General features: G+C 57.9%; 17 protein-coding genes. 8 read left to right on the forward strand and 9 right to left on the reverse strand.

Features of this window, described 5'->3' with window-relative positions; all coding sequences use genetic code 11:
* Window positions 1-2: 2 nt before the first annotated feature.
* Window positions 3-257, reverse strand: a complete 255-nt coding sequence (locus R3P93_RS17895) for a PqqD family protein (protein ID WP_317533618.1) — start codon at window positions 255-257, stop codon at window positions 3-5.
* A 102-nt stretch (window positions 258-359) separates the two neighbouring features.
* Here R3P93_RS17895 and R3P93_RS17900 point away from each other — a divergent pair, with 102 nt between their 5' ends.
* Complete coding sequence (locus R3P93_RS17900) at window positions 360-1,562, forward strand: asparagine synthase-related protein (RefSeq protein WP_317533619.1); 1,203 nt, start codon at window positions 360-362, stop codon at window positions 1,560-1,562.
* Between the two features lie 50 nt (window positions 1,563-1,612).
* Here R3P93_RS17900 and R3P93_RS17905 read toward each other — a convergent pair whose 3' ends face one another.
* Both R3P93_RS17905 and R3P93_RS24640 read right to left on the reverse strand, forming a co-directional pair.
* Complete coding sequence (locus R3P93_RS17905) at window positions 1,613-1,738, reverse strand: hypothetical protein (protein WP_317533620.1); 126 nt, start codon at window positions 1,736-1,738, stop codon at window positions 1,613-1,615.
* Window positions 1,739-1,856: 118 nt separating this feature from the next.
* The gene (locus tag R3P93_RS24640) at window positions 1,857-2,300 is read right to left on the reverse strand and encodes a lasso peptide biosynthesis B2 protein (protein ID WP_394855327.1); all 444 of its coding nucleotides are present in this window, start codon (window positions 2,298-2,300) and stop codon (window positions 1,857-1,859) included.
* A gap of 152 nt (window positions 2,301-2,452) precedes the next feature.
* On the opposite strand from R3P93_RS24640, the gene R3P93_RS17910 reads away from it, so the two are divergent.
* Both R3P93_RS17910 and R3P93_RS17915 read left to right on the forward strand, forming a co-directional pair.
* Window positions 2,453-3,394 (forward strand): hypothetical protein, encoded by a 942-nt coding sequence (locus R3P93_RS17910; protein ID WP_317533621.1) that lies wholly within the window; start codon window positions 2,453-2,455, stop codon window positions 3,392-3,394.
* Window positions 3,395-3,965: 571 nt separating this feature from the next.
* Window positions 3,966-5,204: a polysaccharide biosynthesis protein gene (locus R3P93_RS17915; RefSeq protein ID WP_317533622.1), complete on the forward strand. Its 1,239-nt coding sequence runs from the start codon at window positions 3,966-3,968 to the stop codon at window positions 5,202-5,204.
* A gap of 110 nt (window positions 5,205-5,314) precedes the next feature.
* On the opposite strand, the gene R3P93_RS17920 is transcribed toward R3P93_RS17915, so the two are convergent.
* Window positions 5,315-6,460 carry a glycosyltransferase family 4 protein gene (locus R3P93_RS17920; RefSeq protein WP_317533623.1) on the reverse strand — a complete coding sequence of 382 codons (1,146 nt, stop codon included), beginning with the start codon at window positions 6,458-6,460 and terminating at the stop codon, window positions 5,315-5,317.
* Window positions 6,457-7,233, reverse strand: a complete 777-nt coding sequence (locus R3P93_RS17925) for a WecB/TagA/CpsF family glycosyltransferase (RefSeq protein WP_317533624.1) — start codon at window positions 7,231-7,233, stop codon at window positions 6,457-6,459. Before R3P93_RS17925 ends, R3P93_RS17920 begins: the two co-directional genes overlap by 4 nt.
* Window positions 7,234-8,276: 1,043 nt before the next feature.
* Here R3P93_RS17925 and R3P93_RS17930 point away from each other — a divergent pair.
* A complete protein-coding gene (locus tag R3P93_RS17930) occupies window positions 8,277-9,047 on the forward strand; it encodes a glycosyltransferase (RefSeq protein ID WP_317533625.1) in 771 nt (256 codons plus the stop codon).
* Between the two features lie 394 nt (window positions 9,048-9,441).
* Here R3P93_RS17930 and R3P93_RS17935 read toward each other — a convergent pair whose 3' ends face one another.
* The gene (locus tag R3P93_RS17935) at window positions 9,442-9,705 is read right to left on the reverse strand and encodes a hypothetical protein (protein ID WP_317533626.1); all 264 of its coding nucleotides are present in this window, start codon (window positions 9,703-9,705) and stop codon (window positions 9,442-9,444) included.
* 259 nt (window positions 9,706-9,964) lie between these two features.
* On the opposite strand from R3P93_RS17935, the gene R3P93_RS24645 reads away from it, so the two are divergent.
* On the forward strand, window positions 9,965-10,819 hold the full coding sequence (locus tag R3P93_RS24645) for a glycosyltransferase family 2 protein (RefSeq protein ID WP_394855328.1): 855 nt from the start codon (window positions 9,965-9,967) through the stop codon (window positions 10,817-10,819).
* 166 nt (window positions 10,820-10,985) lie between these two features.
* The gene (locus R3P93_RS17940) at window positions 10,986-11,312 is read left to right on the forward strand and encodes a transposase (RefSeq protein WP_317533627.1); all 327 of its coding nucleotides are present in this window, start codon (window positions 10,986-10,988) and stop codon (window positions 11,310-11,312) included.
* Here R3P93_RS17940 and R3P93_RS17945 read toward each other — a convergent pair.
* Window positions 11,290-11,643, reverse strand: coding sequence for a transposase (locus tag R3P93_RS17945; protein WP_317533628.1), 354 nt, complete (start codon window positions 11,641-11,643; stop codon window positions 11,290-11,292). The genes R3P93_RS17940 and R3P93_RS17945 overlap by 23 nt on opposite strands.
* Before the next feature lie 383 nt (window positions 11,644-12,026).
* Complete coding sequence (locus R3P93_RS17950; RefSeq protein WP_317533629.1) at window positions 12,027-12,773, reverse strand: SGNH/GDSL hydrolase family protein; 747 nt, start codon at window positions 12,771-12,773, stop codon at window positions 12,027-12,029.
* Window positions 12,774-13,117: 344 nt separating this feature from the next.
* On the opposite strand from R3P93_RS17950, the gene R3P93_RS17955 reads away from it, so the two are divergent.
* On the forward strand, window positions 13,118-13,597 hold the full coding sequence (locus R3P93_RS17955) for a hypothetical protein (protein WP_317533630.1): 480 nt from the start codon (window positions 13,118-13,120) through the stop codon (window positions 13,595-13,597).
* Window positions 13,598-13,762: 165 nt separating this feature from the next.
* Window positions 13,763-13,981 carry a hypothetical protein gene (locus tag R3P93_RS17960; protein ID WP_317533631.1) on the forward strand — a complete coding sequence of 73 codons (219 nt, stop codon included), beginning with the start codon at window positions 13,763-13,765 and terminating at the stop codon, window positions 13,979-13,981.
* Between the two features lie 160 nt (window positions 13,982-14,141).
* On the opposite strand, the gene R3P93_RS17965 is transcribed toward R3P93_RS17960, so the two are convergent.
* A partial coding sequence (locus R3P93_RS17965) for an acyltransferase family protein (protein ID WP_317533632.1) occupies window positions 14,142-16,075 on the reverse strand: 1,934 nt, incomplete at its 5' end.

A 16,075-nucleotide genomic window follows, 5' to 3' on the forward strand; every position in this document is an offset into this window, starting at 1 on the left:
AACTACTCGTCGAGAAGGCCGCGGTCACGCATTCCGTCCAAAAACTGTCGCACGTCGGTGGCTGCTTGTGCTTCGCCCACATCGAATTTTGCAACGAGGGCTGAGACTAGGTCCGTCTCGCTTCTGTTGTCGCTGAGGAGCCGAACAAGCTCGACGCCAGAACCTTTGACCGATATGTACGATGATTTCCGCAAATCGAGAAGCACTGTCTCGTCGTCCAGATGGCTGACGGCGAGATCTTGAGAGCGAAGCTGCATGGCTGACCTCATCTGGTGGTGAATTCGTGTCGGTTCACGATACAGTAGGTTGGTATAAAACTGTAAGGTCATCGGTAGCTATGGAATGGAGATCGCTGAGCTATGGACAATCTCGGTTCGTTGGGCATGCTGCCGGAACTGACTGACAGAGAAATTGCTTATGGATTCCCAATTGGCTCGGCTGAGAGCGAGATCCGAAAGGGTCAGCCTTTGAGGCGTCGGCGACCTCAGAGTAGTCCAATCGAAATACTTGACCGCATCCTAATGGAAGCACTCAGTAAGACTCCATGCGTAATCGCATTTTCAGGTGGTCGCGATTCATCTCTTCTGCTTGCCAGGGCTGCGATGGTTGCGAAGAAGCACGGATTGCCAAGGCCGGTCGCTCTGACGCACCGTTACCCGGCCGAGGACACAGACGCCCAAGAGACGGAATGGCAGAACCGAGTTATCGATCATCTACGGTTGCTCGACCTTCCGCTTGAATGGGTAATCAACGACGTGTCGACCGAGTTCGACATACTGGGCAAGCCTCTGACCAATTTGCTGGCTGCGAATGGGCGCCCATTCTACCCGCCGGCCTCGGGTTCGACATTATTCGACTGCAAGTTTGCGTCTGGCGGCTCGGTGGTAACTGGGGAGTTCGGTGACGAACTGTTCGGTAGTTCTCGATCGTATCGATTTCGCCGGGCTGTATCAGCATTTCGCCTATCTGAGCCGAAGACAATCAAAGGCGTGGTAAGGCCACTCCTCCGCACAATGCGAGCGGTTGATGTCGACGAGATCACGCAGCTTACCGGCGTAAGTTGGCTGACCACGGAAGAGCGCGCACTTTTCTTGCAGGATACGAAACGAGCCGTGGATGACTCTTTCGGATGGCGAGGGGAAGTTCGGCGGAAGTTAACTTTGCGAAATCTTGACGTTTTCGTCGAGACGCGCGACCGAATTGCCGAACTTTTCGATTGTCTCGCAGTAGATCCGTTCCTCGATTACAAATTTATTGAGTCTTGGCTCGATTGGGTAGGCTATTTCGGAATGTCGCGTGAAACGGCCATGTCGGTCCTCTCTGATGGGCTGCTGCCCGAAAGCGTTATCACTAGGCGCGGTAAGGCATTCTTCAACCGGTCTAGGTTCGGGGACGAAACTAGAAAATTCTTAGCGAACTGGAATGGCGACGGGACTAGCAATCCTCACGTGGATGCAGAGTTGATGCAAGCTGTCTGGACCCAAAAGTTGGTTCCTCTGCAATCTGCCCTGCTGCTTCAACAAGCGTGGCTGGCGAGTAGACGAGGAATAGAGGTTCAATGAAGGTAAGAGCTTGGTGGATGGGCGGGATTGCCAGCCCAACCACCAAGGTCTCATGAACCGCCGAAGGGAAGCCCAGTCTTGCTGTCGGCCCTTAATGACGCGTTGATCGCCATCGTCAGCTCTTCGATGGTGCCGAGGTCTTCGATCGATGGTGCTGTGTACTGCTGCTTGTCCATGCGAAACCTTTCATCGAGGTGTTTTGCAACGCTGACCCGGATTTAGAAGTGACCCTCCACGTGCAGGCTAGCATCTGAACTCGAAACTGTCCTCGCTCTGAGCTGCGTAAATCCGTAGTCAGGATGCACGGTGGGGGTTTACTGCCGGCCGGTAGCGCTCGGCTTCCGGGTCCAGGCTGCCGCCTCCGATCTCGAGCCACGAGTGTGCGGCGAACCTCTTGTCATTCGATCGACGTACCCCGATGCGGAGTACTGGAGCGTGACCTCGAATCTCGATCGCGAGGACCATGCATCTACGTAAGCAGCGGTCGCCCATGCCGATCCGACGCGAAACTCGTTCTACGCGTCGCTGGCTGCGCACCACATGGGGATCCGAGAGGTCGTATAGATCGCTGGAGGCACGGGTAGAGACGTCGAATGACACATTGAGAAGCCGACATACGCGTTCGACGGTACTGATTCGGAGGGCCAACTCAACGAAAACGACCAGAGCGGCCAACCGAACTGCAGTGGTGAACTGCTTGGTGGTCCGACCAGCCGTTCTGGAAGCCTTGGAGTTCATGTAGCTCCTTCCAGGGGCTTGGCTGATACCGTCATGCCTGGTTCAGGGTCCGCGCGATACGCCATTTGTGCGTCGGCTGGGTGGCCGTCGCCGTCACTGTTCGGATGGTACGACACGCCAGCCTGCTTCTTGGTTCTCAGGAGACGGAAGAAATGAATCTGTACCGAGCCCACGGATATACGATTTCGAGCGATCTCGATTTGAAGTTACCCCTCGACTCGCAAAGTGATCGTAGGGTCGGCCTCTCTATCGTGAGAGGTGAGCCGAATCCGGTACCGCAACCTCGTTCGGGTGCGGATGTACCGAACGAGCTTGTCGATGAGGGTGGCCGCGGGCACCGGGTCGAGGTGCTCGATGGCGAGACTCGGTTCTTGGTGCCTGCTGTCGGCCACTTCGTGGCTAGCGCGGACAGTAGCGTGTTTGCAGCTCACCCTGACCCACAGGCGAAACACCCTTACATCCTCGATGTCATGGCTGCGGGGGCGTTGATCGCAATGTGGCTGGGACTGAGGGGTCACACGGTGTTGCACGCTAGCGCTGCGAAAGTGGGTCGAGCAGCCGTGGCAGTAGTCGGTCCTTCGGGTTCGGGTAAGTCAACAGTTGCTGCATTGCTGTCGGAAGCCGGATATCCGCTGATTTCCGATGATTTGCTTCGCGTGGACCTCAAACCGAATCCGACCGTCTTCGTCTCTGCCAGCGAGCTCCGGCTGCGAGCCAACTCGGCATCGTTGTGTCAAGGAAGCTCGGTTGCGTCCTACCGGGAAACCTCGGACGGACGCACCGCCGTATCCTGCCCGACGGCGGTCGAGGACAACCTCCCACTGCGAGCAATCGTGTTTCCGCTGCCGAGGCGTGACATCGGTAGCGTTGTCGCTCGCAGGATGGCTTCCGCCGATGCGCTCAAGCAGCTTCTGGCGGCTCCACGCATGCTTGGATGGGTTGATCATGGTTGGCTGCTGCGGAACTTTCGGGAGATGTCACAAATCGCGGCGACTGTCGAGTGTTGGCAGGTTCAGATTCCATGGGGGCCGCCGTTCGAGGTTGGCCTAGGCCAATGCATCATCGAAGCAATCACGGATTCACCACAGCCCTGATTCTCTCGGTAGGTCCGAACTGTGTGGTGCGATTCGCCTACCAATCGCGGCTTCAAGTCGTCCCTCCGTATGGCCGCAGCCCACCGCACCGGGCAAGCGAGAGTGGGTAGCTTCGACGTACACTTGACATCTGTCATCGAAATTCCGGCTGTGCCCGCTAAGGCCGTGCATCGCATACGAGGTGACCGGTTGCCACGTCGGACGCCAGCTGCCCGCATTCAGCACAAGCTGACCCAGGACGGATACATCGAGATGACTTTTGGTCGAAACGAGGGCAAGACAAAAACGATGAGCGCTTACCCGATCGACTCGGTGCCTCGCGACGGTGTACCAAGCGAGCTGTGTACGGAGGCCACGTACGTTGTCTCGGGCAGCGCTTTTGGTCCACGCTATGCCTAGCCAACGACGCGTTTTGAACGAACGTACGGACGGCACCATCGCGAGCGCTCCTGAGCATCTCGGAGCTTCGGTTCCTCGGCCCCTGTTGGGGTCGCTCGCGCGGGTCGGCGGGTTTCGACTTGTCAGTTTGGTCGGCGGCGCGGTATCGGGGACGGTCGCAGCATGGATAATTGTGGACCAGTTCGGACCATCGGGATTTGCTGTCTTCACGCTTCTCAGTGCTCTCCTGATCATGCTGCCCTTCGCAGATCTCGGGCTCGGAGTTGCAATGTTGAATGCAACTGCAGATGCGGCACACGGGCGGAAAACCTATTCACAACTCGCAGATGTCTATGTTGGTGTCCGGTGCATACTACTCCGTGTCGGTGCATTTCTTACCATTGCGAGCGGATTGATAGCTCTGACTGTCGGCTGGCCGACGCTCCTTGGGTTGCCGGATGATTCACGCGAAGCAAATTTTTCGTGTTTCGTTGTGATGGTGGTAATCGGAGTTTCACTGCCGCTGGGTGTAGGCGCCCGGTTGCTGCAAGGCTATGAAAAGATGGACGCCGTCACGAAGATTGCAATTTTGAACCCGGTAGTGCAGCTTTTGCTTGTTGTTCCGCTCGCTATCGTTCTAAACTCCGCCGCAGTTGTCGCAATCGTACCGGCATTGGCCTTCTTGCTCGTGGCCGTGGTCACAGATTGCTACGGACGTAAGCAGTCGCTTTCGGAGTTCGGAATACGCCTACCCGCATTCGTGATGTCTATGCCCCCAGGCTTCAGGATATCCAGAATACTCGGCCAGTCGTCGTCATTTCTAATTATTTCAATTGGACTGGTTCTGGCTTTCCAGGCGCAGAGACTCATTCTTGCCCATCGTGCGGATGGGATCGAACTGGCTCGATACTCGCTTGTTGTGCAATATCTTTTGCCGGTCTTGTCGATAATCGGCGTAATTGCGCAGTCGCTTTGGCCACGGTACCGGTCCCAGATGGGCCGAATGCAACCCAGTAGTCTCTACAAGCACATTTGTGGGTTTGCAATTATGGGCGCTGCAGGCGCTGGCGTTATGGTTCTCACACTAATTCTCGTGTCAAGAATTCTACTTGACAGCGCGGTTGAGCTTCCCGTCGGTCTTCTTGTCGCGTCTGCAGCGTACGTTTTCCTGTCGGCTGCGCATCAACCGTCGGCGGTGGTGCTTAACGACCAAAACGGCCTGCGCGTCCAGGCCGTGATTGTGATAGCCATGGCATCGGTTTCAATGGTCGCAACCGTCGCTCTGTCGGGGACTATGGGAGCCACCGGTGCGATACTTGCTCTTGTGGTTGCAGTGGGAGTGTTTCAGTTGGGGCCGACAGCCTTTATGGCAGCTCGGCATATCCGTATCAGCTCGAAGCTGGCGAATATATTTGCAGAGAAGGTGACATAGCTAATCGTCTTGTACTGCTTAATCTTTTGGTGACACCATGCCTATCGAGCTCGCCATGTCTAGAAGGCTTCATTTGCATTTGTGCATGCCTGCCGATGATGTTCAAAACGCTACGTGGACGCGGACGCGATACGCTCGTAAAGAGGCACTATCGCCGAGAGCCAAGCAACACTGGAAAAGCTCTGTTGATACCGGCCATAAGCTGCGTCACGCATTTCGAGGCCGCTCTCGGACACCTTTCTTATCGCGCTAAGCAATGATGCAGGTGATGTGAAATCGAGGATTACGCCTGCGCCATCCGCGATAATTGTTTCCGCTGCGCTGACCGTCGCAGAGACCATAACCGGAGTCCCGCTGCCCAGGGCTTCCAGCGCAATCGTAGGAATACCCTCCGGCCACTGGCTCGGGAGCACTAGCGCCGTAGCTGAAATAAGCGCATTCAGCACCGTCTCGCGTGGTTGGGCACCGTGGAAATAGACGTTAGCCTTCCGACTTGCCACATTCTCGACATACTCAACGAGGTCGCCGGAGCCGTAGATGTGGAGGACTACATCGGCTGGCCAATTTTCAAGCAGATCTCGAACCCCTTTTTCGGCCACAAGACGACCTGCGTATATAAAACTTGGCTCCGGCAGGTTTTTTAGCCGAGACTTGGTGGGAGCCGGGCCAAAATTGGGCAACACGGTAAAATCTGAGTCGGGAAATATGCTGCGGTAAAAAGTGCATGCTTCAGAGTTCAAAACAATTGATGCGGCGGTTTCGTGTATCAGCGCAGAGTACTTTCCGGCGGAACGCGTGCTCACTGCCAATGGGATGCTGGCGATCTTAGAGTCCCGATAGCAACCATGAATTATAGAACGAACAGATCCGTGCGTAATGCACTCGGTGCACTTGGACCCATCGCGCCAGAGAGTTGCGTTGGCGCACACTGGCCGAAAGTTGTGAAGAGTACTGACAGCCCTTTCCCCCCAGTGCTTGAGCCAGCTACTGCCCCAGTTGGGGAAGAGATTGTGAACGTGAACGATATCGGGGGCGAATGCCTCGAGTTCGGCCGACGGATCGGGTCCGCCGAATCCTGCAGCCGTGGATGCAGCGCGGAGGATGTGTCCAGGGCCAGAAAAGTCGTCGGTTCTGCGCGATATCAGTCTTACTTCAAATCCATGCCGTTCAAGCGCAGCAAGTTGGTCCATGACCGCAGAGTTTTCGCCGCTAGGTTGCGAAGACGAGTAAAAGCTGTGTACCAGCGCAATTTTCATGATCGACGAAACAACCCTTTGGTCGCAGCAGTCAGAAAGCGAATGTTACCGATCAAGTAACGACGCCAAAGCCTTCTCGGATCCTGGGATAGACGAAAAAGCCATTCGAATCCCGATCGTTGGATCCACACGGGCGCTTCGCGAACTGTTCCCGCTAGAAAATCGAACGCTGCACCGACTCCGACGCAGGGCCGACCGGTTGCCGGTGCGAGCTGGGCGCTCAAGAAATCCTGCTTAGGTGTGCCAAGTGCAACCCAAACGAGATCTGCATCCGTGTCAGTAACCTCGCGTGCGCACTTCGCGACGAAGTCGGTGTCGAGCTCGGCGTAAGGTGGGGCATAAGCGCCTGCGATCTTCACGCCCGGTGCCAAAATCTGAGCCTGTTCGCGCATTTTCGTGAGCGTGTCCTCAGACGTACCCAGAAAGTAGTGCTTGACACCCGACCCAACGCCTTGGCGTAATGTCTCGCCAAATAGCGACGGACCGCGAACTCGCTGCGACTTCCGGGAGTGTTTAAATCTGCGCATAAACCAAACAATTGGTGTTCCATCAGGAAATGTGAGGCCTCCGCTCGCATACAGATTCTCGTAGATTGAATCATTTTCCGCGAGGGCAACGCAGTACGCGTTGGACAGTCGAACAGGCTCGGCAATTTTAGCTATTGCCAGATTGATTGTTGTGGCAACTGCTTGATCTAGTGTCGATACCAGAAACGGTACTTTGCCAACAAAAACTACCGGTCGTCGGGGAACGTCGATTTCGTGTTCGGTCATGACGAGACGCCTTGGACGCGACAAACGGGTTCGGTCACAAAACTAAAGCAGGGCGCTGTCGCGGCAGCATGCAGCGCCGCTCGTCAATGAACCCGAATCTTAGCGCCACCATGATCGATTGTTCCTGTCTGGTAAGTACCGTCGTTGCTGGACTGGCCGTCTGTCAATGCTATGCAAACACGCTTGTAGCCGGAGCTAGTTGCGAGACTAACGGCTAGGCAAGGAAAGTTCGAGTCGGCCGATCGGATGAGGTCTCGCATGCAGGTGACGTTCAGGTGTGATGACGAAGTTACCCGCCAGCGTGGGGCTGCTGGGCGGTCAACGGTACTTATTTCCTGGCACTATCGCCCCCCTTGAATCGACATTGCGAGGTAGCTGCGTTGGGGTGCAGTGAACGCGCCTACCTGGCGGTTCTGGTGAGGACCGCCGCAAGGGTCCGCTCCGTTGAGGCCTTCTCGACGCGTCTACCGAGATGACAACGGCGTAACGCCGGATCGTGAATGCCCGAACCCTATGGACACCTGAACTCGATCATCTAGTCGTCGTGACGGGACCTACGCCATCGAGCATCGGCTCAGGCCGCAGGGAGTGGCGGTCGAAGATCGGGCGGACTAGCTCACAAATGGCTATGGTCGTTGCCGGCTAGGGCTTGTGGTCGGGGTCGTGAGGTCGATCCCGGTCGACGCTTCGGTTGCGGTAGGTTCAGACGTGCATGTAGTCCGTTGGTTGGCGGTGGCGTCAGGGCTTTCAAGCCAGAATTCATTCTCTCGTCCGAACCGAGAGTAGGCGGTTGCAGGACAGTCGGCTCGGCAACACACTGTGGGGTATGTAGGGGGCACGACTCGCAGGGCGGTAGGTGTCATCAACAATGGACGCGGTCGTCTTGAACAGGGGACAGTTACTTAGCGGTATGTGGTCGCCTGAGTGGGCCGGGCTGGAGCCACGTTGCGGCGCGGGTCCCGCGGCTGGAACTGGGAGTAAGCGGTCACATGTCAACGAAGTCCAATAATCGAAGGAGAGTTGAATTGAGGCCGTTGGTGTCGGTGATCACGATCAGCTATAAAGACCCGGAAGGACTGCTGAAGACGATCGACAGCACGAGAAGTCAGGTCGGGAGCTTCGATATTGAGCATTTAGTTGTGGACGGAGGATCTGGAACCACTGTTGAGAACCTCCTCTCGCTGCATGAGGGCGGGCCGTCCAACATGCAGTGGTCGTCGGAGCCTGACGAGGGGCGTTACGACGCGATGAACAAAGGAATTTCCAGGGCACGGGGCGATTTACTTTGGTTCATGCATTCAACCGACAGATTTGGCTCGACCGATGCGATTCAGCAAGTGCTGGATGCATGTCAGGATCCTCGAAAGTCGTGGGGGTACGGGTTTGCGCGCCTTGTGAACAATGATGGGCAACTGCAGGGCTTATTTGGAGAAGCCCCGTTCAATCTGCATAAATTTGCACTTGGCTACAAGTCGGTTCCCCATCAAGCATGCTTTTTCGGTCGCGATGTTATAGCTGCGCTAGGGCCGTATGACACAGACTTCGGACTCGCCGCGGACCAGCTATACATCCTGCGCGCAGTGCTGGTGCAGCCGCCGATTGTTGTACCCGAGCTTGTTTGCGATTTCGATACTTCGGGTGCAGGGACTGGGCGATCATCGTGGAGCCATTTCGGCGATATGGCAAGGGCGCGTCGTATGGTAGGACTGACCTTTTTCGGGAACTTGGCACTTGACCGCGCGGCTACTTTTGCTCTCTCCCTCAACGCTACATTGCGTTCCAAGTTAACAAAATATTTGTCAAACATTAACTAGCGAGAGTGTTAGAGGACAGCAAGATTAGTGACGGGAACGTCGAATGCGTCGGCCGAACCTGGGACAAAACGCCACGAATCCGAGTGCCTCTTCACGTCCCCTTGCCAACCTGCACGCAGGTGTAGGTCGATTGAGCCGGGGCCGTGGAAGTGAGAATGACGTTCATATCGCGTCGACCTGGCAACTATACGGGCGGTTTGGCCGGCACTGGCAGCGTGTCCATGTAGACCTAAGGAGGACCTTGTCGGTGAGCAACGCGTGAGCAGGTGGGCTCGCTGCGCCTGCCTCTCGGTGCAAGTAGGCTTGGCGGAAGCAGTTCTAAACGGCACTGATCAGAATACGGAACGAGAATAAAATTGGACATCACCGAGGACAAAGTGAACGTAGCGCGATGCTAGGATCTATCGAAGTCACGTACGATCAGTGGCGCGCCGACCTCCGAGCGAACCGCCGAGACCCGAAATCGATTTTGATTCTCACGGCGTTCAGGGCGACCAAAGCGATGATGGGTGAAGGCCCGAGGTATCGGAAGTCTTCTCTTCCGGGCCAGCTTTTGTATCGGTTCGTAACGGAATTTATCCTTGGCATGGAACTGCGCCCGAAAACCGTGGTCGGCGGCGGGTTGACTATATTTCACGGCTTCGGCCTGGTTGTCCATGACCATTGCGTAATTGGTAAGAATGTGACGCTGAGGAACGGCGTGACCATCGGGCAATCTGTCCCAGGGGGAGGGGTGCCTGTTATTGAGGACGGGGTCACGGTCGGCGCGAGCGCAACCATAATTGGCGACATTACAGTGGGCTGCGGTTCCATTATCGGCGCTGGTGCGGTGGTCGTGAAAAGCGTACCCCCCCGCTCGGTCGCGGTCGGAAACCCGGCTCGCGTCATTCGGTGCACGTAAGACTGGAGAGTCAGCAATGCCAGAGCTAAGCATCCTGCTTCCTGTTCGAAATGCAGAATCGACTATCAAGAGTGCAGTCGTGTCGACTCTCCGGGCGATGCCGCAGGACGCTGAGCTGGTGATTTTCGATGACGGCAGCACGGATTCGACCGGTCTCATTCTCGGTGAAATCGGTGATAAACGACTCCGCGTGCTGGAATCTCCGAACAGCGCAGGTGGCGGTGTGGCTAATGCGCTAAATGAACTTCTCCGACATACTGATAGCGATTTTGTGGCAAGGATGGATGCGGATGATATCTGCATTCCTCATAGATTCTGGCTTCAAAGGCGGCAAATCGACCGCTCGGAATCCCAAATTCTATTCGGGACTGTAGTTCATTTTGGAGCCGGATTTCCTGTGCCGAGGCCGTCGATCCCGGCTAGGATCAGCCCCGAGGCCATGCGCATAGCTTTATTGATCTCAAATCCGGTGGCTCACTCAACTTTGTATGGGCGAAGGCAGGTCATTGAGGAAGCTGGCGGGTACCGTCCGGGGCCCGCGGAAGACTACGAGCTGTGGCTTCGCTTGTCATCCTCAGGGGTGCCGATTGAGCGTGGCGGAACACCGGTCCTTGCGTACCGTCACCACGTTAAGCAAGTTACCGCAGGATCGAATTGGCAGCGCGAGGTTCATTCGGACCCAAGTTTGAACCGGGCTTATGTACATTGCCTGAACTCCGTTCTTGGGTTGAATTTGGATACACACGCGACTTCGCTGCAGCAGTCGCAGTATAGGACCGAGTTGGAGCTCCAAATATCCCACCTTGAAAGCCAGAAGGATAGGAGATATCTGACCCGCTACATGAGAGGGAAGTTTTCAATAAGCAGCTAGTTTCGCGTGTTTAAATTGATTCGACAGTTGCTGGAGAGAAAATGATGGATGCGTATTGCACCTCTCGGGTTGATCGACGGTGACAGTGGCGTGTCCCCGGAGAACAGGGACATCTTGTTTCCGAGTCTTGTTGCCCCTGAAGTGGGTGGATAGGACAATGGAGAACATGGCTGGACGGAAACGGAACTCTGCCGAGGACATCGTGCGCAAGCTTCGGCGCGCTGACGAGCTCACTGCTGCGGGCAAGACGCAGGAGGAGATCGCGGCTGAGCTGGAGGTGTCGGCGGCGACGTTGTACAACTGGCGTCGCCAGTACGGCGGGATGGACACCGACGCCGCGAAGGAACTCAAGGAGCTCCGCGAGCAGAACGGCCGGCTCAAACGCCTGCTCGCCGACGCCGAGCTCGAGAAGGATGCCCTGCGGGAGGTGGCCAAGGACGCTCCTATAGATGTCAAGTGGCGAGAGCCGGTTAATCGTGCCGGAGTGCGCTGAAAACTTCTCGGGCGAGATAGCGTTTCTGGCATCGGATGATCTGAGGCATTGTTTCGCCTTCTGACCTGCGGCGATCTGCAGAATTGCGGGCTCTGTCGCTGAACCTCAGGTGAACGATTACTGCTGTGTGGAGTGCTTGATTGTCGCCCCAGTCACCTCCGCGGTGCAGTCGGTGGCGGTTGATGTTGCTTGATGATGCAGGGATCGGTGCTACTCCGCAGAGGTGTGCGAATGATGATTCTGACTTCAGGCGTTCGGGATTGTCTCCGACGGTGACCAGTAGAGCGACAGCGGTGTCGGATCCGAGCCCGAAGAGCCGGCGTACCCGCATTCGGAAACACCGCGATGGGAAACTGGGTGTCCGACGCGGGAACCTACGGCATCGGACTGTGGGGCATGTGAAACGGAACCAGATCCTCGGAAACCGGTGTTATGGTCGGGGTCTTTGCCAGTCGCTCCGACCTTCCACCACCACGGGATCGAAGTATTGGGACTGGACGGAATCGTGTTTTCGACGGTAAACCACACCGCGCGCGGCGGGCGAGCCCCGTCCGTCAAAACATCGTCCTAGGGAACACCCTTCGAGGGGCCAATACGCGCAACAGTCGCAAGGCGTACGGCAGCTCACCGGGGTTCTCCACAGCCGCAAGCAACAACGTATTCGAGGACAACATCTACATCAACGGCCTGCACCTCAATACGGCGGCGTAGCCGTTACGCGGTGACCGCGTCGATTCTTGATCGAACCTCGGCGGCGATGAGCGCATGTCCTTCACTGTTCGGATGCCACCCGTCCTGGATGGTCAGGCGAGCGTTGTCTGCTTCTTTAATTACGGGCCGTCTGTTCAGGTCGATGAAAGGGATTTTCGCGACGTAGGCACCGTTTTTGTACGACTCAGTCACGGGCGCGAGGGTGTCACGGAAAGTGATCGGCCCGATGAGGATCAGTGAAGCATCCGGCCAGAACACTTTCGCTTGAGCCAGGGTGTCCTGGACGGCTCTCTGCAACTGTCTTCCCGCGTAGTCGTTATCGTTGAGTCCGCCCTGGAAGATGATGACGTTGGGGTTGTATGCGCTGGTGTCGTGCAGGAGTTTGATGCGGTCCAAATAGGTTCGTTGGGCTACTGGGTTCGCGCCGGGTCTCATGAATCCAGTCAGGCCGACCGCGTCGATTTTGTAGTCGGTCCAACCAGCAAGGGCTGCGAGGCGGGGGCGAAACCTTGACTCCGGTCGGCCGCCCCGTATCCCTCGGTGAACGAATCGCCTACAAACAGCACGCGGGGGCTCTCCGGCATTGTCACTGTAGGCGGGACGGGCTTGCCCGCGTTTGCGTCGGGGATGTAGGTGGACACGTACGCAGGTGCCTCCCTCGTTACGCTCATGTATGCCCCAGCGCAGACGAGGGCGATCGCGATGGCCAGGGCTGTGATTTCGCCAACTCCCCACCCGCTGCGCGCCCATTCCAGACGACGACGTTCCCCGCTCTTGTTCATACCGAGCATCATGCCGTACCGCCCGGTTGGCCCGCTCATCGAGCAGTGAGCGAACGGGTGCATGACGCGAGTCACGCACCTTATCAGGGGATGCTGGCGGCGATAGGAAATATCTACGGCGAGATCAAACGAAGGACGGCGATGCCGTCGCTTGCGCCGCTGACGCGCGATCTCGCCCTCGGCCGCTCGACGGCGCTGTGGCTCAGCGGCGACTCAACGGGCAACAGCGACGGCGCGAACCCAGATCCGGCGTAGGAGTCCTGGCCTATCCGGTTCCTCCGCGACCACATCGCGCCCGCGTTCCCGAACTACATGATCCTCGCCCGCTCGTGGAACCTGACGACCGAGCAGCTCGACCCGTACGTTGTGATCGAGAATCAGGTAGCCGGGAGGCGTTACGCGGCATTCGCGGGGCGTTCGATGCGCTATGTACCCGACACCGGGCAGGGCGCATTCACCAGCGGCAACATGGACCTCGCGATCCACGTCAAAGACATCGCCGCCAGCTCGAACGAGCGCGTCCTCTGCGCCCGCTACAACGGCGACAACATCACCTACGGCACCCAGAACCAGTTCCGCTTCCGGCTCCTCCCCAACGGGCATCTCGCGCTGGCGTTCTCGAAGGGCGGGACCGGATGGGATGAGCGGATGGACTCGCAGACCGTTATCCCGGCTGGCGCGACGTGGTTCAGATTCACGGTGCAGATCGTCGTCGGCACCAGTCAATCGGTGAAGTTCTTCCCCTCCGAAGACGCGGTGACCTGGACGCAGCTCGGCCCCACACGTGTATAGCGGTGACTACCCAGCTCTGCACCAATCCGTCGGCACCTACTTCGAGATCGGCGGCGAAGGCTGGCAGCCGGTAGCGAACCTGGCAGGTCCCCTGAGCGCCCCCCGCTACCCGAGCTGTGGGAGCGGTACCGCGAAGCGAACACCACATTCGGCGGTGCACCGACAATGATCTCCACCAACGGGTCACGCTCCGGTGCCGCGATCGACTACCGCACGAACCGCACTCGGTTGAAGATGGAGACCCCGAACTACGGGCAGGTCGCCGCGATCTCCAACGACTCCCACAACGAGGGCGGGCGGTCGGGCAGAACCCGCACCTGTCGACGTGGCCGAACGAGGCCGCGTAAGGGCAGGAACATCAGACTCGGCTCGCCGAGCTGCTGACACTGGCGGCGCGCAAGGGCTGGGGATTCCTCGATCTCTACATCGCCTACCTCGCAGATGGTCGCCCACTGGCGGATCTGATCGACACAGATGGACTCCACCCTCGCCCGGTCGGTCGCCAGTTGGCGGCAGCAGAGTTGGCGGTGCGAGCCGGTGTGAGTTAGCCGGTCTGGTCGGCAGTGAGCTTGAACCCGAGCTCCGGGATGTACGAGAGCACCCGATCTGCGAGGTAGCGGTGCCCCTCGGTGTTCAGGTGGGCACCGTCGCTATAGGCGAACCCGGGGGAGTTCTCGTCGGTGAACCAATCCCGTGCAGTCGGGTTGATGATCGCCGCTTTCGCTGCGATCGCTCCCGCGATGATCGCATCGTTCGGCACTCGCAGCTCGTAGCCGAGTGGCTGTGGAGCGGACGGACCCATGACGACGACCTGCACATTGGGCCATGCGGCGCGGGCCTGCTCGATGGTGGCGACGACGGTGTTGGACAGGGTTTCCGGGTCGGCCCGGTAGTCGTTCTGACCGCCCTGAATCCAGAGAACGTCGGGCTTGAGGCTGCCCTCGGCGGCGATACGCGCAATCCGATCGCTGTACTTGAGCGGATCGGTACCGGTGTCGCCGCCTCCCCACGTCCAACCAGTCCCGCCGACACCATCGACGATCCCGATGCCACCCAGTCGTTTCACGACCAGCCTGGCCCAACCCTGTTCCAGCTGATCGGCTGCGGCGTAGCCCTCGGTGTACGAGTCGCCCATGATGAGAACCTGAGGGTTCTCGGGGATTGTCAGTATCTGTCGGCCAGAGACGTCTCCAAGCGGGTTGAAAGCCGGAGTCGAGGCCGTGGCCGTAGCCGGTTCCTCGGTCGTAACCTCGCCGCGGTGCCGGTCGTACAGAAGACCGCCCACGACTGCCACACCCAATACGACAATCAATACGACGGCGACAGATACAGATTTATGCATGGTGGCATCATGCCGTATTGATCGGCCTGACCGCCGGGGCTGGTGGCGATGCAGCCACTTGGCTCGGCCACTACGCGTGAACGGTCGCTCGGCGAATCGGGAGAAAACGTAGCTGGCACCGAGCACGGCAGGGCAAATCACCAGCGCAATTAGTGCCCACTGCGCAGGCCGGTCCAAGTCGAGTGGCTGAACCAACGCTTGCCAACCAACCTGGAGGAGTGGGGCATGTATGAGGTACAGGCTGTACGAGAAGGAGGCGGTAAACACCAGCGGACGCCAAGATAAGACTCTCCGCACAGGACCGGCCTGTCCTCCGTCGAGTGTCGCAATCAAGGCGACCACGGCGACGCCGCCGACGATGTCGATCCACCAGTAGCGCGCCTCAACCCATAGGTAAGGCTGGATGGCGCACAGTGCGACAACTGTGACGGCAGCCAAAGCGGCGAGCGACCGGAGCGGAACCTTGGCGACGATGTGCGGATAGTTCACAGTGGCGATCTTCGCGCCAACCGCGAGTGCGAACAGTACGTAGTACTCGAAGTGAAAACGTCCGAAGACGGAAGGTGCTACTACGAACAAGCCGAGACCTGCGAGACCAATCGCTACTCCTCCAGCGACAGCAACCGACCATTGCCCCGACAGTCGACGCAGTAGCAAGATAATCGGTAACAGTAAGTAGATGTGCCATTCCAGAGAAATTGACCAGAAGGTGTAGGCGACGTTCTGCACCGGCAGTACGTCCTGAAGAAGCAGCGCATTCACGGCCCAACTCTTTTGGTTGGTCGGCACCACGAGATCCCAGTGGGTTCCGGTCTTCTCGCCGATGTACACGATGACCAGAACGATCGAGAACGCAAGGGCGATCCAGTAGGGCGGGATGATCCGCCACGACCGCTCGATCATGTAATTGATCCAGCCGCCAGGTTGGCTACCTCGGTGAGCTGCAACACCTCCAGCGAGCAGCCAGCCAGCTAGGACGATAAATATGGTCACACCGAAGTGTCCGTAAATTAGCCACCCGAATGTTTGGCCAACCCAGCCTTCGGCTCGTACGCCGAGTGATCGGCCCAGGGATTTCGGACACTGGACCCGCTTAGAATAGGGATCTACCGAAATGAGTCCGACCAGCATGAGCA

Source organism: Rhodococcus cerastii (genome assembly GCF_033042195.1).
Classification (GTDB): domain Bacteria; phylum Actinomycetota; class Actinomycetes; order Mycobacteriales; family Mycobacteriaceae; genus Rhodococcoides.

What these genes read in the sequence shown, in the direction of transcription:
- R3P93_RS17895 (WP_317533618.1), bottom strand. Translation starts at nt 257, where the DNA reads ATGCAGCTTCGCTCTCAAGATCTCGCCGTCAGCCATCTGGACGACGAG.
- R3P93_RS17900 (WP_317533619.1), top strand. Translation starts at nt 360, where the DNA reads ATGGACAATCTCGGTTCGTTGGGCATGCTGCCGGAACTGACTGACAGA.
- R3P93_RS17905 (WP_317533620.1), bottom strand. Translation starts at nt 1,738, where the DNA reads ATGGACAAGCAGCAGTACACAGCACCATCGATCGAAGACCTCGGCACC.
- R3P93_RS24640 (WP_394855327.1), bottom strand. Translation starts at nt 2,300, where the DNA reads ATGAACTCCAAGGCTTCCAGAACGGCTGGTCGGACCACCAAGCAGTTC.
- R3P93_RS17910 (WP_317533621.1), top strand. Translation starts at nt 2,453, where the DNA reads ATGAATCTGTACCGAGCCCACGGATATACGATTTCGAGCGATCTCGAT.
- R3P93_RS17920 (WP_317533623.1), bottom strand. Translation starts at nt 6,460, where the DNA reads ATGAAAATTGCGCTGGTACACAGCTTTTACTCGTCTTCGCAACCTAGC.
- R3P93_RS17925 (WP_317533624.1), bottom strand. Translation starts at nt 7,233, where the DNA reads ATGACCGAACACGAAATCGACGTTCCCCGACGACCGGTAGTTTTTGTT.
- R3P93_RS17935 (WP_317533626.1), bottom strand. Translation starts at nt 9,705, where the DNA reads ATGGACAACCAGGCCGAAGCCGTGAAATATAGTCAACCCGCCGCCGAC.
- R3P93_RS24645 (WP_394855328.1), top strand. Translation starts at nt 9,965, where the DNA reads ATGCCAGAGCTAAGCATCCTGCTTCCTGTTCGAAATGCAGAATCGACT.
- R3P93_RS17940 (WP_317533627.1), top strand. Translation starts at nt 10,986, where the DNA reads ATGGCTGGACGGAAACGGAACTCTGCCGAGGACATCGTGCGCAAGCTT.
- R3P93_RS17945 (WP_317533628.1), bottom strand. Translation starts at nt 11,643, where the DNA reads ATGCGGGTACGCCGGCTCTTCGGGCTCGGATCCGACACCGCTGTCGCT.
- R3P93_RS17950 (WP_317533629.1), bottom strand. Translation starts at nt 12,773, where the DNA reads ATGGGCGCGCAGCGGGTGGGGAGTTGGCGAAATCACAGCCCTGGCCAT.
- R3P93_RS17955 (WP_317533630.1), top strand. Translation starts at nt 13,118, where the DNA reads ATGATCCTCGCCCGCTCGTGGAACCTGACGACCGAGCAGCTCGACCCG.
- R3P93_RS17960 (WP_317533631.1), top strand. Translation starts at nt 13,763, where the DNA reads ATGATCTCCACCAACGGGTCACGCTCCGGTGCCGCGATCGACTACCGC.